General features: G+C 58.8%; 13 protein-coding genes. 5 read left to right on the plus strand and 8 right to left on the minus strand.

Annotated elements, in window-relative coordinates; genetic code table 11:
- Both QEH54_RS20685 and QEH54_RS20690 read left to right on the plus strand, forming a co-directional pair.
- The coding region (locus tag QEH54_RS20685) for a beta-galactosidase domain 4-containing protein (RefSeq protein WP_309020623.1) at window positions 1-1,476 on the plus strand (1,476 nt) is incomplete at its 5' end.
- A 43-nt stretch (window positions 1,477-1,519) separates the two neighbouring features.
- Window positions 1,520-3,964 carry a sugar-binding domain-containing protein gene (locus tag QEH54_RS20690; RefSeq protein ID WP_309020624.1) on the plus strand — a complete coding sequence of 815 codons (2,445 nt, stop codon included), beginning with the start codon at window positions 1,520-1,522 and terminating at the stop codon, window positions 3,962-3,964.
- A gap of 43 nt (window positions 3,965-4,007) precedes the next feature.
- Here QEH54_RS20690 and QEH54_RS20695 read toward each other — a convergent pair whose 3' ends face one another.
- A complete protein-coding gene (locus QEH54_RS20695) occupies window positions 4,008-4,682 on the minus strand; it encodes a response regulator transcription factor (RefSeq protein ID WP_309020625.1) in 675 nt (224 codons plus the stop codon).
- A 183-nt stretch (window positions 4,683-4,865) separates the two neighbouring features.
- Here QEH54_RS20695 and QEH54_RS20700 point away from each other — a divergent pair, with 183 nt between their 5' ends.
- Window positions 4,866-7,010, plus strand: coding sequence for a sensor histidine kinase (locus tag QEH54_RS20700; RefSeq protein WP_309020626.1), 2,145 nt, complete (start codon window positions 4,866-4,868; stop codon window positions 7,008-7,010).
- A gap of 18 nt (window positions 7,011-7,028) precedes the next feature.
- Window positions 7,029-7,673, plus strand: a complete 645-nt coding sequence (locus tag QEH54_RS20705) for a response regulator transcription factor (protein WP_309020627.1) — start codon at window positions 7,029-7,031, stop codon at window positions 7,671-7,673.
- A 125-nt stretch (window positions 7,674-7,798) separates the two neighbouring features.
- Here the strand turns inward: QEH54_RS20705 and QEH54_RS20710 are convergent, their stop codons facing one another.
- The 3 genes from QEH54_RS20710 to QEH54_RS20720 form a co-directional block, all read right to left on the minus strand.
- Window positions 7,799-11,512: a TonB-dependent receptor plug domain-containing protein gene (locus QEH54_RS20710; protein WP_309020628.1), complete on the minus strand. Its 3,714-nt coding sequence runs from the start codon at window positions 11,510-11,512 to the stop codon at window positions 7,799-7,801.
- Window positions 11,513-12,055: 543 nt separating this feature from the next.
- The gene (locus QEH54_RS20715; RefSeq protein WP_309020629.1) at window positions 12,056-12,922 is read right to left on the minus strand and encodes a tyrosine-protein phosphatase; all 867 of its coding nucleotides are present in this window, start codon (window positions 12,920-12,922) and stop codon (window positions 12,056-12,058) included.
- A 20-nt stretch (window positions 12,923-12,942) separates the two neighbouring features.
- Complete coding sequence (locus tag QEH54_RS20720; RefSeq protein ID WP_309020630.1) at window positions 12,943-15,468, minus strand: TonB-dependent receptor; 2,526 nt, start codon at window positions 15,466-15,468, stop codon at window positions 12,943-12,945.
- A 248-nt stretch (window positions 15,469-15,716) separates the two neighbouring features.
- Between QEH54_RS20720 and QEH54_RS20725 the strand changes: the two genes are divergently transcribed.
- Window positions 15,717-16,379, plus strand: coding sequence for a TetR/AcrR family transcriptional regulator (locus tag QEH54_RS20725; protein WP_309020631.1), 663 nt, complete (start codon window positions 15,717-15,719; stop codon window positions 16,377-16,379).
- 68 nt (window positions 16,380-16,447) lie between these two features.
- Here the strand turns inward: QEH54_RS20725 and QEH54_RS20730 are convergent, their stop codons facing one another.
- The 4 genes from QEH54_RS20730 to QEH54_RS20745 form a co-directional block, all read right to left on the minus strand.
- The gene (locus QEH54_RS20730; RefSeq protein WP_309020632.1) at window positions 16,448-18,031 is read right to left on the minus strand and encodes a methyl-accepting chemotaxis protein; all 1,584 of its coding nucleotides are present in this window, start codon (window positions 18,029-18,031) and stop codon (window positions 16,448-16,450) included.
- Window positions 18,032-18,258: 227 nt separating this feature from the next.
- Window positions 18,259-19,302: a TIGR00730 family Rossman fold protein gene (locus QEH54_RS20735; protein ID WP_309020633.1), complete on the minus strand. Its 1,044-nt coding sequence runs from the start codon at window positions 19,300-19,302 to the stop codon at window positions 18,259-18,261.
- Window positions 19,262-20,935, minus strand: coding sequence for a hypothetical protein (locus tag QEH54_RS20740; protein ID WP_309020634.1), 1,674 nt, complete (start codon window positions 20,933-20,935; stop codon window positions 19,262-19,264). Before QEH54_RS20740 ends, QEH54_RS20735 begins: the two co-directional genes overlap by 41 nt.
- Window positions 20,936-20,983: 48 nt before the next feature.
- Window positions 20,984-21,805 (minus strand): 5'-methylthioadenosine/S-adenosylhomocysteine nucleosidase, encoded by an 822-nt coding sequence (locus QEH54_RS20745; RefSeq protein ID WP_309020635.1) that lies wholly within the window; start codon window positions 21,803-21,805, stop codon window positions 20,984-20,986.
- Window positions 21,806-21,868: the final 63 nt, after the last annotated feature.

A 21,868-nucleotide genomic window follows, 5' to 3' on the forward strand; every position in this document is an offset into this window, starting at 1 on the left:
GGCAACAGCGTGGGCAACCTGCAGGACTACTGGGACGTCATCGAGTCCTACGACATCATGCAAGGCGGCTTCATCTGGGACTGGGTCGACCAAGGCATTCGGGCCTACACCGAAGACGGCGAACCCTACTGGGCCTACGGCGGCGACCTCGGTAGCGGCCACCTCCACCATGACGCGAACTTCTGCCTCAACGGCCTCATCAATGCCGACCGCACCGCCCACCCCTCGCTCTACGAAGTCAAAAAAGTCTACCAGTTCATCAAGTTCCGAGACTACCAGCCCTCGGACAACAGCATCGAGATCGCGAATGGATACGACTTCACTTCGCTCGCCGACTTTGTCATCTCCTGGGACCTTTTAGAAAACGGCGAAGCGATCGCCTCCGGCACCCTTTCGCAGCTCGACATCGCTCCCGGCGAATCCCGTCGCGTAAAGTTGGATACGCCAAGTCTTCCCTCCGACAGCGGCGAATATATGCTGAACCTCAGCGCCAAGCTTCGCACGGAAAAACCGCTGCTGCTCCGCGGCGTCGAACTGGCGCGAGAACAGTTCGCTCTCTCGTCCTACTCATTCGCAAACAAAGCTCTTTCGGGCTCCAAGGCCCTCGAGTTGCAGGAAGACGAAAGCGCGATCACGGTTCGCGGACCTGCCTTCGCAGTTGGTTTCGACCAGAAGACCGGGGCGTTGTCCAAACTCGTCTACCATGGAGATTCACTCTTGCTCGAACCGCTTCGGCCCAACTTCTGGCGCGCTCCGATCGACAACGACTTCGGCTACCGCATGCCCAAGTCCCACGGCGCCTGGAAACAAGCCACGGAGTCGCAAACGCTGAAGAGTCTCAAAACGAAGACGCTTCCCAACGGAGCCATCCAAGTATCCGCCCGCTATCGATTGCCATCCGTCGACGGAGACCTCGACATCACCTACACGGTCTCCGCTGACGGTTCAATCCTCGTCGAGAACCAGCTAAGCGGCTTGTCCTCCGACCTGCCCGACCTGCCACGATTCGGCAACAACTTCGTGATCAAACAGCAATACGACCAAGCGACCTGGTACGGCCGCGGCCCCTTCGAAAACTATTCCGACCGAAAGACAGCCGCCTTCATCGGGCGCTACCATTCGACTGTGGCCGACCTTCCTTATCCCTACGCTCGCCCCCAAGAAAATGGATACAGAACGGATACGCGTTGGCTGCAGCTTCGCGACGAGCTCGGCAAAGGCATCGAAATCAGAGCCATCGACGACGCTATCGGCTTCAACGCCCGCCATCATTTCGATTCCGATCTGGATCCCGGCATGGAAAAGGCTCAGCGCCACAGCACCGACGTCCCGCATCGACCGCTTGTCAGCGTCAACATCGACCATGCTCAAATGGGCGTCGGCGGCGACACCAGCTGGGGGCAGCGTCCGCACGAGCAATACCTGATCGCGCCTAGCGCTCTGCGATACGCATATCTGATCGCTCCGATCGACTAGCTCCCCCCTATCCAACCAGCACCCTATAACCCCACTCGCTAACATGTCTCACCTACGACTCGTATCCGCTTTTCTATCACTAGCGTCCTGCGCATCCTGCTTCGCCCAAGGCTTCGGCGAATCGCAACCGATCCACGAATGGCAGTTTCATCTCGGAGACGACGTCAGCGTGGTAAATCGAGAGCTACGGTCCGGAGATGCCGAGTGGCGAGAGGTGGTGGTACCTCACGACTGGAGCGTGGAGCATCCGGCCAGCCCTGAGCTGGCCAGCGCCACAGGCTATCTCCCGGGCGGCGTAGGCTGGTACAAGACTGAGCTCGAGATCCCCGCCGAGAGCGAAGGCAAGCGTTTCTACCTCTACTTCGAAGGCGTGTACAATCGAAGCGAAGTCTTCGTAAATGGAGCATCGGTCGGGTATCGTCCGAATGGATACGTCTCCTTCATGTACGACATCACTCAGCATGTAGAAGCAGGCGAGGGCAATCAAGTGGCGGTTCGCGTCGACCACAGCCTCTCCGCCGACTCCCGCTGGTACACCGGCTCCGGCATCTATCGCCCCGTTCAGCTCGTCACCGCAAATCCGATACACCTCGATCTTTGGGGAGTGAACTACTGGGCGGAATTCGACGATAGCGGAGACGCCACCTTGTTCGTAGACGCCCAGATTCGCAACCACGACGCCCAGTACTCGAACACTCCCAAGAGCGCGGCGCTCACTCTCGTGCACAAGCTGAAAGACGCGTCCGGGGCCCTTGTCGACAGCGTGACGGCGGAGCTCGCGACGCAAAACCAGAGCGAGTTGAGCAAGCGGCTTCAGTTCGCCGTGACGGAGCCTAGACTCTGGAGCCCCCAGAATCCGACGCTCTACGAACTCGAAACGACGCTCTATCAAGGCGACCAGATCGTAGACTCCACCTCCACTCGCGTCGGCTTCCGTTCACTCACCTTCGATCCCGACCAGGGCTTCGCCCTCAACGGGGAATGGATGAAGATCAAGGGCGTTTGCTTGCATCACGACGCAGGCATTCTCGGCGCCGCGGTTCCCAAGATCGTCTGGCGCGAGCGACTGGAAACGCTCAAGGAAATCGGCGTGAACGGCATTCGCATGAGCCACAATCCTCAAGCCACCGACCTGTACGATCTCTGCGACGAGATGGGATTTTTGGTCATGGATGAAGCCTTCGACGAGTGGGAATACCCGAAGAAGAAATGGATCGAAGGCTGGAATCTAGGCGAACCCGGCTTCCAAGGCTCGGCCGACTTCTTTCACGAGTGGGGAGAACGCGACCTGGAGGCTGTCGTCAAACGCGACCGCAACCATCCTTCGGTCATCATGTGGAGCATCGGCAACGAGGTCGACTACCCGAACGATCCCTATAGCCATCCCGTTCTGGACGAGGAAGGCATCGACCAGCAGCATACCTCCGGCTACCAGAAAGACCAGCCCCCTGCCGAACGACTGGGAGCTATCGCTCACCGACTCGCCGACGTCGTGCGCAAGTTCGACACCTCTCGCCCCGTCACCGCAGCCCTCGCAGGACCGGTCATGTCCAACGAAACGACCTATCCCGACGCCTTGGACGTAGTTGGCTACAACTACACGGAGCGACGCTACGATCAGGACCACAAGAAGTACCCGAACCGCATCCTCTACGGTAGCGAAACGCGACACGATCTCGACGCTTGGAAAGCCGTTTCCGAAAACGACTTCATCTTCGCTCAATTCATCTGGACGGGCTTCGACTACCTCGGCGAAGCGGGAGCTTGGCCCTCACGCGGCTTCACCTCAGGGTTGGTCGATCTGGCCAACAACATCAAGCCGCGCGGCTATTTCCGCAAGGCGCTCTGGTCGGACCAACCCGTCGCCTATCTCGGAACGTATTTGAGCCGCGACGACAGGCCTGCCTGGCGCACGGTCTACGGAACGCAGTCGTGGGACTACGAAAACGGGCAGCAAGTCACCGTGGTCTGCTACACAAACGGCGACGCCGCGCAGCTTCGCTTGAACGGAAAGAAGATAGGCAAGCGCAAGCAATACGATCCCGACACCGCGACCATCCAGTGGGAAATACCCTTCGAGGCTGGCGAGCTGGAAGTGACGGTCTTCCGAGATGGCAAGCCCATCGCGTCCGATACCATCTGGACGGACGGCGAGCCGAGCTCCCTGCGCGCCGAGCCGGTGGAAACGACCTTGAGCGCCAAATACGACGTCGTCCCGATCGAGGTGACGGTCATCGACGCCCAAAATCGCTTGGTCTACGGATCCGATCATGAAATCACCTGCACCGTGACCGGGCCCGGCCAGTTGCTGGGTCTCGAAAACGCCTCCCGCGACGCCTCCGAAAACCATCTCGACAACGTCGCACCCGTCAATCACGGCAAGCTCGTGGCTTACGTCAGGTCCACCGCCGACTCAGGAGTGGTTGAGGTCGAATTCACCGCCGAAGGCCTCAAGCCCGCTTCGGTCCGACTGCCCATCGCGCCCTAAGCGTGCAGCAATAGCGGTGGCAGGCGACCCACGCCTGGTCCGCTCAGTCTAGGTGCACGATGCCATGGCGAATCCCTGCTATGGCTGCTTCGGTCCGGTCCCGCACGCCGAGCTTCGAATACAGGGTCTTCATGTGCGACTTCACCGTCTCGTCTGAAATGCACAGAGACCGAGCGATTTCCTTGTTGCTTCGTCCTCGGATCAGGGACTCGAGGACCTCCCTTTCCCGTTCTGTGAGCGGCTGCCTTTCGGAGCGTCGCGCCAAACGCTCCGCGACCTGGCGAGGCAGGATCGCCCCTCCCTCGAACACCTCCCGGATAGTGCCGGCGATTTGTTCGACCGACATGTCCTTGAGCAGGTAGGACTTCGCCCCTGACTGGATCGCTCGATGAATCTCTTCGTCCCAGTCATAGGTCGAGAGCACGATGATCTTTGCTGCGGGATCCTTGCGGCAGATCGAGAGGATGGCCTCCACTCCGCCCATGCCATGCATGCGCAAGTCCATCAAAACCACATCAGGCGATACGTCTTCGTAGACTTCGATCGCCTCTTCGCCATCCGATGCTTCCGCGATAACCTCCATGTTCGGCTGGCTATCGACCAGAGCGATGATTCCCATCCGCATGGAGGGGTGGTCATCAACTACGAGGAGACGGATGCGGTCCCGCGCCTGCGCCACGTACGATTCGGTCGCCCGATTGCCTAGATCTTGTTTCATGGGGTTCAGGTGTGGTGGCCATTCGCTGATACGATTCGCCGACAATCATCCTATCAAAAAACGGGCTTTCATTTCTTCACTCGATTAGGGGAAAGCGCCGTTTTCCCAAAGCAATACCTGACTTTCCGAAGGCAATTCAGCTTGCCGAGGGCTCGGCATTTCGGCGATTCTATTTACAGAACTGTGCGCTCGAACTCCCCCAACCGCCCCCTCGTCTTGCCTGCAAGCGGCCTCTTCGCCATCCTTCTCGGACTGCTGGCGCTGACGGCGCCTGCGCAAGCTCCAGCCAAAGAAGCCGAGTCGCGCCGCGTTCTCACCACAGCGGCTGAGGTGCGAGCCCTCACCCCCGAAGAGGCTGACCAGGGAATACCCATTCGACTCCGCGGCTGCTTCATGACGAGGGAGCTCAGTTCATTCGCCATGATCGATGAGACCGATGGCATCTTTCTCTTCACCGAAGCAGACTTCGTCATCGATTTTCAACCCAAAGACCTAGTCGAAGTTGAGGGAGTCACGCTCGCGGGAGACTACGCTCCCTGCGGCGTCGCCCACTCGGTGCGGCGTATTGGCTACACGGATATGCCAGAGCCTCGCCCCGCCACGATCGCCGAGCTGCATACCGGTCAGCTGGACGCCGCTTGGGTGGAAGTCACTGGAATCGTTCGAAGCATCGAGCACTTGCCGGACACCGTCCCAGAGGACCCCTATGCAGCGGCCGACCCATCCTTGGTCACGGAACCGCACGACTATACCTTGTTGAAACTGGCCGACGGCCATTCCGAGGTCGCTGTCGAGCTGCAGGAAGTCTTGGACCCCAAAAAATACCTCGACGCCAAGATCCGACTGCGAGGCATCAATTTCTACTTGCAGAACGACAACCGGCAGGCCGTTCGCCCAATCCTCCACTCCACAAACGGAATCGTGCCGGAAATCATCCAACCGCCGCTAACCACGGATTTCAGCGGCCCGCCCCGCCCCGTATCCAGCCTAATCACCTTCGACCCGACAGGCGGACACCCCGGGCACCGCGTGCACGTGCGCGGGGTCGTCACCCACCATCGCCCCGGGCAAGCCCTTTGGATACGCGACGAAACCCACAGCCTGCAAATCCACACCACGCAAGCGGACCATCTCGTGCCAGGAGACATCGTCGACGCCCTCGGCTTTCCGGAAATGGGCACCTACAGTCCGGTCCTTCAGGACGCCGTGTTCCGCAGGAGCGACTCGCAATCCAGTCCAGATCCGGTGCGGCTTGACGATATCGAGATGATCACGCAGCACGACTCCAACCTCGTGCTGGTGGAGGCCCGGCTGGTGGAGGTCCAGCGCTATCCAGAGAGCGTAGAGCTGACGCTACAAGGCCTAGGCACCACAATCAGCGCCTCGCTCCCGACCGGATCCGAGACCACCGACCTTCCCAACTGGGAAGCGGGCAGCACCGTTTCCGTATCAGGCATCGCCTCGGTGGGCGTAGAAGACACCATCCCCAGAAACGGTCGCTGGACGCCCCAGTCCCTTCATATCCTTCTGAGGTCTCCCGGGGACCTCGCGGTGATCGTGCCGGCGCCTTGGTGGACCTCGAAACGCATCTCCTACGCCCTCGCGTTGGTGCTGACGCTCGCGGTGATCACGATCGCTATCGTAGTGCTTTTGTCACGACGACGCATCCACGAGCAGAAACAGCAGCGAAGCATGGCTGAGTCCGAGTTCTCCGCCATTCTCAACGAACGAAATCGGGTGGCCCGCGAGATTCACGACACACTGGCTCAAAGCATCGGAGCCATATCCGTGCAGCTGGAGCTGGTCCGGACCGATGCCAGCAACTTGAGCGATGGGACGCTGAAGCACGTGAAAACGGCCCACATGCTGGCCCGAAACGCCCTCACCGACGCTCGTGATTCGATTTGGAACATGCGCTCGCAGGTACTCGAGAAACACGATTTGGGCGAAGCCCTGAAACGAATCGTGAAACAGCTGACCGATGGCACCGAGATCGTGGCTTCCGCGCAGGTCGAAGGTCAACGCAGGCGTCTGCCGCCGATAGTCGAAAACAACCTGCTTCGAATCGGACAAGAGGCGGTCACCAACGCCTGCAAGCACGCCAATCCCCACCGTATCGACGTCACCATCACCTACCACAAGCGACGCGTCGAACTGGAGGTCTCAGACGATGGCAACGGATTCGATCCGGACGCAGTCTCCCGCGATGAAAACCGAAGCTTCGGACTCGTCGGCATGCGAGAGCGCATCGAACTGATCGGCGGCAACATCGAATTTCGAAGCGCCATCGGGAAAGGGACCCGCATCTGGGTCGAGGCGAACGACTAACACCACAGAACGCTCATCATGACAAACGGAGAAGCCAAAGCCCCCATTCGCGTGCTCATCGCAGACGATCATCCATCCATGCGGATGGGCTTGATCGCTCTGATCAACAGCCAAGCTGGCATGGAAGTGATCGCCGAAGCCTCCGATGGCGAAGAGGCGCTAGAAGTCTACAAGGACACGAAGCCCGACGTCACCCTGATGGACCTGCGCATGCCGGGCATGGGCGGAGCGGAGGCCATCCTGGCCATACGAAAATGCGACCCCTCCGCAAAGATCATCGTGCTCTCCACCTACGATTGGGACGAAGACATTCACCGAGCCCTGCAGTCCGGGGCGGCGTCCTACCTGCTCAAGGACATGCCGATCGAGGACATCGCCGAAACGGTGAAACGCGTGAACGAAGGCGAAGCGTCGCTGCCCAAGTCAGTGGCGAAGCGGTTGGCGGAACGCTCGCATCGAGAACAGCTCACCGAGCGGGAGCGGGACGTGCTCGAAGCGCTCACCAAGGGTCGCAGCAACAAGGAGATCGCGGCCAGTCTTTCCATCTCCGAAGAAACCGTGAAGTCGCACCTGAAAACCTTGTTTCAAAAGCTAAAGGTACGCGACCGGACCGAGGCCGCCATCGAGGCCATCCGGCACGGCATCGTGCATCTCGACGAGTAATCCTTCCAACGAGGAAGTTGGCGCGACCAGCTCCGCAAGGATCGCAAAAGGAGGATCGCGAAGCGAAAAGAGGCCCCTTCAAGCGAAGGGACCCCTTTGAATTTTAACCTAACTAGATTTCCTCCTTAGAAACTAAAGGTATTCGAAAGAGTCCATGTAGTTTCAGCAGGGATACGCACTTGGGCGATCGATCCATCCGGATTCGCTAGAATCGGGATCATGTCGTCATCCGCGAAGAGGTTTCTGGCATTGAGCTGCACGCGGTACTCGATCTTGTCGTTGATCGGCCGTTGGTAGCCGATCCACATGTCGAAGTTCTCCTCCGACGGACCGTAGATCGGGCGTTCCACGTCCGTCACCCAAATGCCGGCTTCTTCGTTGTATTTGGGATAGTAGCCGACCGCGGACTTATCCTGCCAACGGACCGCTCCACCCACGTTGAAGCCCTTGAAGGGGCCGTCATCGGCGAACTGGTAGTTGGTGATGAAGTTGAAGCGCCATTTGCGCAGCTCGTTCACGCCCTGTCCTTCACCCGCCTTGAAGTTGTGGTAGGGAGCGTAGACAGCGTTCATCATGCGGCCTCCGGTCGTCTCTCCGTAGCTGGAATAGCCTTCTTCGCCGTACCAGTGCCGAACGTCAGCGTAGCCGTCGATGGTCCAGTAGTTCAGCTCGTCGACCTCCTCTTGGGTGTTGTTGAAACCGTCGAACCAAATCGGGGCCATGGCTTCGATGAACTCCGGCCAGTCCGGCAGGATGTTGGTGCGAGTCGCCTCGTTCTTCGAAGCGTTGAAGCTCATGCGCCAGCGATCGGTCGGGTTGGCGGTGATTTCGAATTCGACCCCCTTCGATACCAGATCGTTGGTCAGCTTCTGACCACCCGGGGCGGCTGACTCCCAGAGGTAGTAGTCTTCGCCGATCCAGCGGAAGTTCTTGAAGTCGACCCACTCCTGATCGAGCGGACGGAACCACTCGGCATCGGTGCGGGCTTCGAACCAGGCTCGGCGGTACTCCTTTTCCTCGGCCGTAAGCGGTGGGCCCAGATACGGCAAGCCTGAGTCAGGATTGATGTCGCCCTGAGCGACGTAGTTCGGCGAGCCTTCTACCGCGGATTGGCGGATGCGAAGCGGCTGGTTGACCAATGTCGAAAGCTGGCTCTCCCAATCAGCGGGAATCGGTTGATTCATCACGGCCGTGTCATAGCTGCCTTCTCCGAAGAACCACTTGTTGACCAGCCACTCGGGAACGGGCTGCTGGTAGCGATCGCCAGAATTCGCCCCCCAAATCTCCATGGCGAGACCGTCGACGTGGCGAATAATGCCTCCGGCGGACCAACCGATCATACCCGGATCGCTCAGCGTGGTGTTCTGCTGAGTGGTCTCGTACCAAGTGGTGCGAAGCTCGAGCTTGTTATCGAAGAGGGCCAAACGGAAGCCATAGTCCTCTGTGGTGCCCGAGGGAGACGCTAGATCGTTGCCATAGTTGTCGATGCCCACGTCAGCCGGACGGAAGCTGCTGGAGTCGTTGTAGAAAACGCTCAGCTCCGTGCCGCCGGGCAAATCGCTGCCGAACAGGTCAAGCAGCTGATTGACATGCACCACCACGCCCCAGCTTTCGCGCGAGGCCTTGGCGTAGATGGGTTCTCTACCCTCGTAGGTCCATTCAGGATCGAAGGGCAAAACGTAGTTGTAGGTGGCATCGCGCGGGGGGCCTTCCTTGTCCCAGCGCTCGTACTCGTCTTCACGCCAACCGAAGAGAGGGATGATGGCGTCGTTGAGCAGACGGCCTTGCCATACGAAGGCGAGCGACTCGGTGGTGTCGTAGCCCTGCCAGGCGCCGTTGTAGAGAGGCGTCTTGTCGTCAGTGTAACTGAGAATCTGCGATGTTCCGGTCACCCATTCGCGACTGTCGGAATAGTCGAAAGTCAGCACGTGGTTGCTGGAACCCGGCGTATGCACGGCATTGAGTCCTGGCACTGCCGAAGCCGGAATCGCATCCATGCTCGCGTAGTTGCTCAAGTTCTCTCCGATATAGTGGATCCCCCAGGTGCCTCCGTAGGTCAAGCTGTTGTTGTAGCGTTGGTTAAACGTCTCGGCATCCCAGACGAACGGATTGAAGTTGGCCCCGAAGTTGGTCTTCTTCTCGTCGGTGTAGACAGCGGTGAACGTCTGCTCGCCGAAGAGCTTACCTAGGAAGTCGTTGCTGAAGGCCTCGCCTGGACGGAACCGGTAGAAGGCGGTGGTACGGAAGGAATCCACGGTATCCCTGGAGTCGTTTCCGCTATTGCCCCCGAGAACGAACGGACGCCCCGCGTCCGGATTGTTGTAACCCGCGCGCAGGTTGGCGTTCACGTCGATGGAGACGGAGTTCGTATCAATAAAATTGGTACGCCCATGCTCGTAGGTCTCATCGTAGTATCCAACATTGAAACCCAGATCCCCGTTGAGGAAGGTCTGAGAGAACGCCAGCTCCAAGGATTCGAAGTCGTTGTACTCGCTCTTGTTAGGGCCTTGAATGGTCTGGTCGATCATGGCCAGAGGTCCTGACAGGAGGTTCTGAGTCGGCCAAAGCGAGCCAAAGCCTTCGAAGGACTGACCGGTCTCGCTTTGATACTGGCTGATGAGCGGAGCGATCACCGGATTGTTCGCGTAGTAGGAAACCTGATCCTTGTCGTTGGACCAGTTTCGAGCTGCGAGACCGCTGAGGCCACCCCAGGGGCTGCCGTCGCGTTGGCGGTAGGCGTCCAGCTGGCCGTTGCCCACGACCCCGGAGTTCGGGTCCTGATAGATCGTAGCGGGCCAGCCATTCCACCAGGACCCCGCTGGAGCGCCGGTGAAAAAGGTGGCGATATCGTCACGGCGAGTATACGGATTCTCGGGGTCGCCCGTTGGCTCTTGCGGAACGCCATTGGAACCGATCGGAGTATGCGTGTACAGCTGCTCAGCTCTCCACCAATTGGAAGCGAAGTCAGCAGCCGTGGTCGCCACCGGACGGTTGGAATCGATCTCGCCGTACTCCGCTCTCACGTCGAACTGCATGAAGACGCCGTCTCCCATCTTGGGCTGCCAGCGGAGAGCGCCGTAGTAGCGTCGATCGTCGCTGAAGGTATGCTTCTGACGGTATTCTGACTCGTCGTTCATCGCGATGAAACGGACCGCCAGCACATCGTCGATGATGGGCGTGCTGACATCGATCACCTCGCGGTGCGAGCCGTAGCTGTCGAAACCGATCTCGAATGCTCCCCCCGAGTCGTTCATGTACGGGTCCTTCAAGGCTCCATTGATGATGCCCGCCGGACTTCCCAGTCCGAACAGGATCGAGTTGGAGCCACGCTGAATATCCACCCGAGAAGTGTTGTAGGAATTGGTGGGGATGTTCGAGGTGAAGTAGTTGCGCGTGATGTCCGCCTGATTGAGGCCACGCAGGCGGGTGCCTCGCTGTGGGTTGACGAGCATCTCGTTGCGATAGCCGCCATCGTCAGCATTCGTGCCGTAGTAGTTGCCGCCGATACCCGCCACTTCGGAATTGGTGGTGTAAACCAATATGTCCTTAAGATCGGTCGATGCCGTGTCGTCCAGGAACTCCTCGGTCACGACCGAGATAGCCGACGCCACGTCCTTCAACTGGGTCTTGAGACGAGAGCCCGCGAGCGAAGAGGTCGCACGGTAGCCTTGGTTCTCGTCAGAACTCACTTCGAAGGGAGAAAGCTCGAAAACCTCCTCTCCATCTTCGGTGTCGGACACCTGGGCAAGCGCGATTGGCGAGAACCACGCCGCAAGTCCGGCCAAGGCAAGCAGTTCCGCCTTGGCAAGAGCCCTAGGGCTCCTTTGATCAGTTTTCATAGTCATTGGGTTTGCGTTAGTTTGTATTTTTGGGGTGAAGGAAAGAGCGCATCTCAACCGCAGAATCCAATGCATGAGGGTTCGTCGGATTCCTCTGCCAAAGCGATGCGAAGCCCCGACAAAACAGGGGGCGCGAGACGACCGTCGATGAGCGAATCGCGAATTCTGGCACAATAGGGTACGGCAAAGCACAGACGTCCTCTCAGGGGTATGCGGGGTGATGAGTCAGGGGATCGAGGATTAACTAATAGTATAGCCCATCATCCTCATTCCATCCACCCCCCAAAAGGGGGAAATTTCGTGTAAGAACCGCCCACCGTCATGGCAGAGCACGCATCCACACGGGAGAGAACAACGCTCAGGAAGGAACGTTCATTCTCCAATTGCTCGAACAACTGGGCGTCCTTACGTAGGGATAATCATAATACACGCATCCGGCATCGCTCCGAATAACAAAGCCGGGCCGTTGTGGTTCTTATAAAAACGAAAAAAAGCCGCTGCTCCTTCGAACAGCGGCAATGAAGAAACAGGTATGAAGAAAGCCTACTCTAGATAGTACGAGCGGAGTTTCGCTAGGTTTTCTCCGCCCAGGCCAAGTCCTTCTTCGAAATAGGCCTCGAAGGAGCCATACTTCGCCTTAATCGCCGCGAAGGCCGACCGCAGCCACTTCTCCTTGGTGCCCATAAACTGCTTCATTACTTCGGGAGCGATGCCGTACTTGTCGGCGTACTGCTCGATCATCTCGTCCGGCATCGACCACACCTTTCCTGAGATCATGTAGTCCTGTATGACCGTCTCCTCGTCCACGCCGAGAGCCAGCAAGACCAGAGCGGAGCCGACTCCAGCGCGGTCCTTTCCTGCCTGACAGTGAAAGACGAGGGCGTTCTTGTCGTCTTCGAGAAGCTCGTCGAATATTCTTGAATACAATGGCGCTCCAAAAAGAACGAAGCCCGCGTAGCCTTGCTCCATAAACTGGTCGCCGATGACCTCCAGTTCCGCCGGCGACTTGTCCTTCAGCTTCATCAGCGCTTCCGCGTCCAGCTTGCGGCCGGTCGCCTCCGCCATGGCAGCTTGGATATCGAGATGCAGATACTCCACATCCGCATCTTCAGGCAGGCGATCAGGCGACTCCTGCAGCTCGCGCGCTTCGCGCAAGTCGCAGACCGTATCGATCCCCAGCTCCTGGAAGAGCTTCAAATCGTCATCCGTCAACTTGTCCAGGGCGTTCGAGCGATAGATCTTACCCCACTTTATCGTCCTGCCGTCTTTGGTTTCGTAGCCACCTAGATCACGGAAGTTGATCGCTCCTTCCATGCCAGGGAAACGCTTTTCTTCCGACGCGTCCAGGCTGAGCGTCATCGTCATTGCGGCGGCAGCGACAAACGCTGCCTTGTGTATCCATTTTTCCATTTTCGGTTCCTCCGATCGAGTTAGAATTTGGCCCGTAGTCCGAGCATGTAACGAGGTCCGAAGCCTTCCACTTCCACTGGTTGGGCGACGGTCGCCTGGTACCGAATCCCGCGCTCGTCCGTCAAGTTGTTGGCATCGAAGTAGATTGAGTAGACATCGTTGACCTGGTAGCGGGCCGAGAAGTCGACGCGCTCGGTGGCCTTCCAATAGATGTCGTCAGCATCGCCGAAACCCACGTCGTCGAGCCAGTCATCGCGCCATTGGTAGCTGAGGCGGAGCGAAAAACCGTGGTTTTCGTAGAAGAGCGATGAGTTGATCACCGCGTCCGATGTCCCTGGGAACGCGGCCTCGCGCCCGGCCGGCGTGTCGAAGGAGCCATCGAGCAAAGCGAGGTTCACTTGCATGCCCAGTCCATCGAGCGCATCTGGCAGACCGAGCGGACGGTGCAGCAAGTTGAACTCCAGTCCGGAGAGCGAACCGTCGCCACCATTGAGCGTGGTCGTGTATTGGTAGTCCGAGCGATCAATGCCCCCCGAATCGTAGCGACCGTCCCCCACTACGGTGGTGAAATCGAAAATCACGTCCTCGACTTCGCGATGGAAAAAACCGGCCGAGAGCAGCGACGACTTCGAGAAGTACCACTCGATCGACGCATCCACTCCATATGCGCGCTCCGGGTCGAGCAACGGGTTTCCGCCTATCACCGATTCATCGGTGTCGCTGATGCTGGCGCTGTAGCGCAGCTCTCCGAAATCAGGTCGGCCGATGCCGGAAACGGCAGCGAGGCGCAGCTTCGTATCGTTGTTCAAATCGTAGTTGTAGTGGACGCTTGGAAACAAGTCGGTGTAATCGTTTCCGATCTCCTGGGGAACGATGGCATCGCCCGCCACTAGATTCCCCGAGCTCGTTATATCCACTTGTTCGATACGCAATCCTGTGACGAGCTGGTGCTTGCCCGACTCAATCGTCGCCATGGCGTAGGTGGATTTGATTTCCTCCTGGATTTCGAACACGCTGTCCGGCGAAACGCCGCTGCTGGGATCGTAGAGGCCTGCCGCGGAAAGCGTTTCCAAAGCTGAGTCGATTTCTTCGCGCAAGCCGATGTTGTCGACGTAGTGGGTCGTAAATCCGAGATCGAAATCGGATACCCAAGCGTCGTTGGTGACGAACCGCCCCGAATCCCAATCGCCGCCGATGGCTGCCATGTAGGGCGATAGCGGCACCGTGTTGGCCACCGTAAAGGTGTTTCCGTCCGCCTGCCGATCGTCCATCTGCAGACCCAGCTTGAGCGTGACGTCGCTCTCACCCGCTGCGAACGCTCGCTCGGCATCGACCGATATCGTGTAAGCGTCGGAAAAGGTGCCTGAATCGATCGGGAGCAAAAGGTCCATGCCGAAACCTGCCTGATTCAGCTGTCTCTGCGGGGCGCCGAAACCAACGATCCCCTCGCTCGGCCGAAAGTCGGTCGCATAGAGATCGATGATCGGCGTGCCAGAAGCTAAACCGGTGTAGCTCAGACTGGGAAAGAGCGAAGGATCGGTCTGAATCTGCATCAGAATGGGCAAATAAGTGGATGAATCGGTTTCGGTGAAGTTGGCTTTCCACTGCAGGTCCCAATCCCCTATCGCGTGCTGGAAGCCCGCCGTATTGGTCCAGGTCGAATTGCGGTACTGGCCGTATTCCAGCATACCTCGCATGGGTACGCCGATCAGGTTTCCGGTATCCGCGCCGGCAGCGCCTCCAATCGCATCCTCAAGCGTGAGCACGTATTGGTTGCGTTGCTCGTCGTCCGAAAATTCCGAATACACCGTGGAAAGATAGAACAGCGAGTCCTCGCTCGGCGCGTACTCGAGCTTCAAGCTACCTGCGTTGTTCTGACGGGTGATCTTGTAGCTGCGAAAATCGATGCTGGTCGGAGCGCCATCCGCCCACTCAAATTCGCGATTATCGGTGGTCTGATCCATTCGGAAGTGCGTCGCGGATACCGATACGCCCCATTTCTCGCCGCCCTGAATGTATTTGACCGAAGCCCGTCGCTGCAGGCCGTCGCCTAACTCGAGATTCCCGTATCCAACCTCCGACGACAGTTGCGGATCCAATAGGCCGATCGCGGAACTGGTAGCGATGTTCACACGCCCAGAAATCGACTCCGCAGGCATGTCCGGAGTCATCGTCTTGTGGACCTCTAGCTTGTCGATGATAGCGGAAGGAACGGAATCGAACCGGAAGATGCGCTCCTCCGCTCCGATCACGTTCACGCCATCGAAAGCAACCGAGGTCCAGCGGGCAGGCGCTCCGCGCACCTGAATGAAACGAGCCTGCCCCTGGTCGCGCTGAACCGCTACCGCCGGCAAACGCGCGAGGGCGGCCGCCGCATTCTGGTCCGGAAAATTGCCGATCGCGTCGGAGGCGATCACGTTCAGCACCGTCTTGGCGCGACGCTGCAGATCCACCGATTCCTGCTGGCTGTGAAAGATCGGGGACGCGGATACCGTGACCGCGTCAAGCGTCACGACGTTTTCATCGTATTCAGATTGTTGCGACATCGCTGCGCTGGTTATTCCAAGCCCCAACGAAAACGGAACGAGAAGAGTTCTGGTAAGAGAATTCATAGGTGAGCAGTTGAGTTAAACTACGGCCAATGAATAACGTTCGTTATCGTCCTGACTAGGAAATTTAGGCGTTCTAGCGTTACGTTTCACTACATGCCGGTTACGCAAAGGTTACAGGCGACACATCGAGTAACGTTCGTTACTATATTGACAGATTCCGCGCACCGTCGAAGCTTCACTCGATGGCACTCTCGGACCCCTTAGTCGACACCGTCACCTTCGAACGAAACGCCCGGACCTTTCGCGAGCTTGGTTTGCAGGAGCCGATTTGTTTTCTGGCAAGGGAGGGCGATACTCGAAAACGCATTTTAGAGGCGGCATTGGAGCTGTTCGCGACCATCGGCTTCGATGCCACGCCGGTCGACATGATCGTATCGAAATCCGAGACATCGCCAAATACCCTGTATCGACAGTTTGAATGCAAAAGCGGTCTTCTGAACGAACTCTACCGAATCCTGCAGCTCGAGTTCCGCAGCTACTTCAGCGAGATCGGGATGGAGGATATCGGCACCAACATAAGCTTCATCGAGGTGGTTCGCCGTTGGTTCGCTTACGCGATCTATCGCCCGCATCGGCATGATCTGCTCTTCGTGCGCGATCTATCGATGCACCTCGACGAGCGAAATCGGGCGCGATTGGCGGAATTCCAAGAAGGCAGCGAGCGCTTCTACCAGAAAGGCCAGCAAGGCAGGCACCTTCGCCCGGGGGACCCCGCCCTGCTGAGAGCTGCGATCGAAGGCTGCCTCAACGGAGTGCTCGCCCAGATCAACAGGGGCAAGCTCGAGCTGAACAAGGATACTTTCGAGCTCGCCCTCAAGGTGGCCTGGGACTCGATTCGCTACTGAGCGTCTCGCTGCCACGCAACCGAAACGCCAGCCTTTCATTGGCTGGCGTCCGACTTTCGTTTTAAAATCTAGTTCCAGAACTCGCCTTGATCGGCATGGCTGGTCGCCAAGCGGCGATCGCCGGACCTGGTCGGAGAGGATGGGGCTGCGAAGCGATTTGAGCTGCGTGTCCCGCCCCTGGTCGGCCCTCGGCTTGTCCGGCGATTGAGGCTGCCATCTTCGGAGATGTTCAGGAGCTGGTTGAGCTCCTCGACCACCGAATAAAGGTTTTCCGCCTGGCTGCTGAGCTCGTTGGCGGAGCTGGCCGTTTCTTCGGCGGAGGCGGCGTTGCCTTGGGTGACGACCTCCATCTGCTCCATGGAGCTGTGCAACTTGGAAACGCTATTCGACTGTTCGCTCGAGCTGTGGGCGATGCTGCTCATCAGCTGATCCATTTCGCTGGAGCGTCCTAGGATCTCGTCCAGCTTGCCGGAGACGCGACGGCTGGTTTCCATGCCTTTGGCGCTTCTTGTAAGCGATTCGTCGATACGCTCGCTGGTTTCTCGGGCCGCGACGGCGCAGCGCTGCGCCAGGGCTCGTACTTCGTCGGCCACTACAGCGAATCCGGCTCCCGCCTCGCCAGCACGAGCCGCTTCGACCGCCGCGTTCAAAGCGAGAATATTGGTTTGGAAAGCGATCTCGTCGATGGTTTTCAGGGTGTCGGCGATGTTGTCGCTCGACTGCTGGATTTGCTCCATGGCTTTGACCATGGTTTTCATTTCCGAGAACCCTTCCTTCGCGGAACGATCGACTAAGGTGGCTGCATCGCGAGCCTTGCCGGCCGCTTCGGCGTTCTTGGTGATCATGGAAGAGGTTTCTTCGAGAGCCGCGTTGGTTTCCTGCAGCGACGCAGCCTGTTCGGAAGCGCCTTCGGCGACCCGCTGACTGCTGGTGCTGATTTCGTGAGCCGCTGAGCTGGTGCGGTCCGCGTTGTTGGAAAGCTCGCCGACGATGGTCAGCAGTTTCCTGCTCACTCGAACGCCGAACGCCCAGACGATGAAGACGCCCACGGCGAGAGAAAGAACGGTCACCGCGATGATCAGCCATTTGGAACGCGCCGCAACCTGATCGGAGGAAGCCTTCAAATCGCTGGCCATTCGCTCCATGCCCTCGGTGAGCTGGTCTATGCTCTTGCGGGCCTTCTCGAAGAGCTCCGCTCCGGATCCCAGCGAACGGGTGGCCGCCTGCTCCCAAACGATCGTGTCCTCCGATTTCAGGCCCTTGAGAATGGCGAGGGCGCTGCGTTTCCAGATTTCGAAATCGCTCTCGAACTGCTCGGAGGTAGCTAGAATCGATTGGTCGTCGAAGTGAACGACGGTATCCTTGAACCCTTGCCACCGCTGCTCCACCTGCCCGATGTTTTCCCGGATGGCTGCTTCCAAGGGAGCCTTATCGGTGGAATTGATCAGCGTGCGCTCCGCGACCAAGGCCTGCTGCATGTCTCGGTCCAACTGCAGGAGCGTGTCGGTGGCAGGCAGGACTTTGCTGTAGAACACGTTGAGCTCCCTGAGAATCGCATTGCTCGCGAGGACTCCGATGATCCCGGTGCAAATGCAGAGCAAGAGGAGGGTCGACATGCTGGCGACCGTTTTAGCTGTGTACGTTAGTTTCATTCGATTTCTTGGTTCGCGCATGCAGCGTCGACGATAGAGAGAGCCCCTCTCCCTCCATGGTAGACACGCGGTCTACATCCTCTATCGACTGAGCGATTGCGCTGCTCAAAGCATCGTCCTCCGGTCTAGGTACTTGACAGAGGAGAACACCTCGATTTTAGGGCCAGCCCACCCTAGCCTATCCCGATCGAATCGGAGACGCTCGGCGGATTCTCTCAAAACCCGGCCTAGTCCGAAGACAGTTTCAGCACTTCCTCCAAGCTATTGGCGACGCTGTAGTATCCGGTCTCCTTCCACGGATCGAGCATTCTGACCAGGTGATCCCAAAAGCCGACACCTCCCGGCAGCTGCTTGTTGTAGATGACGACCGGCTTGCCCTTCATGAGCGGACTCCCGAGTTGCTTGAAGATCAGCAGCGCCAGCATCTCCTGCACCGTGCCCGCCCCGCCAGGAAAAATAACGAACGCATCCGAATTCTGGATCATAGCCTCCATGCGAGTGTAGATGTCCGGGCGCAGCCAGAAGCTAGTCATGCCCTCGGGCAAGCCTTCCAGCTCGATGATGTGCGGCACGTTGGAACCTCCGGTCCATCCTCCCGCTTCCACCGAGCCGCGCACCACCGCGCCCATCACGCCCGTCGTGCCCGCTCCGGAAACGCAGCCGATGCCTCGCTCCGCCAACATCTTCCCTAGTTCGTATCCTTCCGCCAAATACGAAACGTCCTCGATGCTGGCCGAGCAAAACACGCACACCTTGCGGGTGATCTGGCCTTGATAATCCTTTTCGAAGGACTCCGCATGGCATTTCATGATCTTCTCCCGCCCGACGTCCGGCAGTCCTTCCTTGTCCACGCGTTCCAGCGAGTCCAGCACGTCCTGCGGATGGTTGACCTGCAAGAGAAACTTGCGATAGTTCTGCCGGATGGTGCCGAGCTCGCGCAGGCTGTCCAGGAGCTCGAACAAGCTGTCCCACGAGCGGTCGGAATTGAGGATGACCGTGGCTTTGCCAAACAGGTGCACGTCCAGCGTCTGGTAGCCTACGAAGATCGATACCGCCTTGAACAAGTCCTCCAGCGAAGCCCCCGGCATGAAGACGAAGGCGTCGGACTCCACGATCTTTCGCTCGATGTTGGAGAGCGTGATCTGCTGGTCCCCATTGGAGTTGTAGATGTCCCAGCCGTTGGCGAAGAGCAGGTAGAGGATGCGGGCCCGAGCCTCGCGGCTTGGATCTTTAGTTCCTGATATCTTTCCGGATAATCTGACGAATGGCATGTTTGAGAGGTAAAGTCTGCGGTTTCTCGCGGCTCGGCTTGCATTCGACCGGAGCTTTCGCCGCTTGTTCTTGCGCCACGAAAACGTAGCGGAAAACGGCGAAGACGATCACTGCGAGAAGGTAGCCTAGCGCGATTGTCCATGCAGGTCCAATGCCCGCAGTGACATCGGTCTCGATGACCTCGAACCGATGCATCACGCCAGTCAAGGAAAGACCCGCCGAGGCGGCCAGCCAGCCCATCGCGACCAGAGGCCGCTTTTCCACGATGGCGACCATCACCGAAGCGAAGACGATGGAGGCGTACAGCCAACCCTGCTCCAGCGCGAAAACGCCCTCCGCGTAGAAGTTTCCCGCCGCCATATCGGCTAGCAAGCCCTCGCTATAAGGCTGATCGGACGATCCGTAGCCCACCGCCCCGAGCACTCGCTTGGCGATCAAGGCCGCAAAGGCTCCGATGCCGGGCAGCAAACCCGCGACCACCGCAGGGATGTGGGCTTTCGGCACCGATGAGAAGGCCTGCGTGCTGATGGTGAAGCCGATCCAGATCAGAATCGCCATGCCGGCCTCGATGGGGATCAGTTCGGAAAGCAGCCCGATGGCCCCGGTGAGGCAGAGGAGCGACATCGCCACCCCATTGATCAGCGAATAACCAGAACGCGCCCCGATCGCCTTCCAGCCAGGGTGCCCGATGTATAGAGTTGTTGGATACGGAGATCCCAGAACGCCGGCCAGCACCGAACCCCAGCCGTTGATCAAGAGCGAAGGCTTTGCCGGGAAATCGTCCCCCGACGCCACTGCCGATTCCAGCGCCTGCATGGAACCGATCACATTGATCAGCCCCATCGGCAAAATGACTGCCGCGAAGGACAGCATGTAGCCGATCTCCGCAAACGCCTCGAATCCGTAGGGAAACGGCCAATACATGCCAAGCGACAGATTCGTTTCTCCAAGTCCGCCGACTGGACTGCGTAAACCTAGCCAATGGCTTCCCCAAGCGATGGATACACCAGCCAAAAGCACGATCAGCCCGCCGGGTATGTTCCAGCGAATCCTGACCGATCCGTAGTAGAAATAGAGGGTGAGGAACAGCGTAGGCAAGCCGACCAAGGGAAACGCGTACGCTCGGAACGCGTAGTCCGCGGCGATGAAGAAAATGCCAACTGCCGCGAGGGCGGAGAGCATCGCGGCCCGCGAGGCGACCTTTCGCAGGTGATGCACGAGATAGGAGCCGACCACTTCCACCAATCCAGAACCCACGCAGGCCAGCACGCCCGCGATCCATGCGATGCGGTTCGCTTCCTCCTGGCTCGCTCCATCCGCCAACGCCATCTGCTGAGCCGGCAGCATCACGTAGAAAGTGAAGAAGAAGATCGGCAGCAGATTGATCCCGTACGGCAAGGCGCAGACATCGTCCCGCCCCGTGCGCTCCGCCAGCCTACGAGCCTGCCAGGCGTAAAAGAGATTGCCGAAAAGCAGCCCGATCGCCATGCCGGGAAGCACGCGGGTGGCGATGAACTCGGCGCTGAATCCAAGCACGCTCTGGCTCAGACTGATGATCAGCAGGAGATTGATAAAGTTGTTCAGCCCCAAGCCGAAAAAGCCGTCCCAATCTCCTTTCGATATCACTTTCACAGAGGCCACAAAAGCAGGGATCAGACCAACTCCCGCCCGCGGACTCGCTTATTTCCAGTTGGAAACCAAATAGATCGTGGCCTTGGCGGCGCTTTCGGCGGCGAACGGGCCGTAGGTCAAATAGTCGTCGCTCGGCGTAGGCTGAGCTTGGTTGCTTCCGGAGCGCACCACCAGAAACGGCACGCCGAAATGCCCGCAGACCAGGGCGAAGGTAGCGGACTCCATCTCCATCAGATCCACGTCGAGCGTCCTGAGTTCGCTGATACGTCGAGCGTTCACCCCAAAAAAGTCGCCAGAGGTCACCACCCCGCTTCGAATGGACACCGGATAGGTTTCGCCATCGACCGTCACGGAATGCGGCTCGTATTCGGATATCAAGGACATAGCCTTTCGGTGCATCACGGCGGGGATGGAGAAATCGTTGGCCAGCAAGGGTGCGCGGTTCGGCACGGAAGGCGGCTGCAGTCCGGCCATGGTGATGCCGTCGTCGCCGAGGCTACCGTAGTCATGCAGAAAGACGCGAGCGGGCAGGATGACATCCCCGGTACGCAGTCCGGCGTCGATGCGGGCCGCCGTACCTGTCATGAACGCAGCATCCGGTTCGAATTCCTTGAGAAAAACGGCTGTCACCATCGCGGTATAGCTCTTGCCCACGCCAGTCAGCGACACCACGACTTCGTTTTCCCCTAGCCGCCCTCTCGTATACGCCAAGCCACTACATTCGCCCTCCACCGGATCCTTGAGGGCCGCCACGATCGGTTTCGTCTCTTGCGGCACCGCGCCGAGAATCAGGTAGAGCGGGTTTTCGGAACGGGCTTGGCTCGGAAAAACCAGGCACAGCAGGGCGACAGCGGAGAGAAACGATTTCATTGCCCGCCCCTTAGCAGCTCGTTTGCCAGAACCGTCCACGTTCGCCCTTTTGACCCTCGCAAA

It is taken from the genome of Pelagicoccus sp. SDUM812003 (genome assembly GCF_031127815.1).
Lineage (GTDB): Bacteria > Verrucomicrobiota > Verrucomicrobiia > Opitutales > Opitutaceae > Pelagicoccus.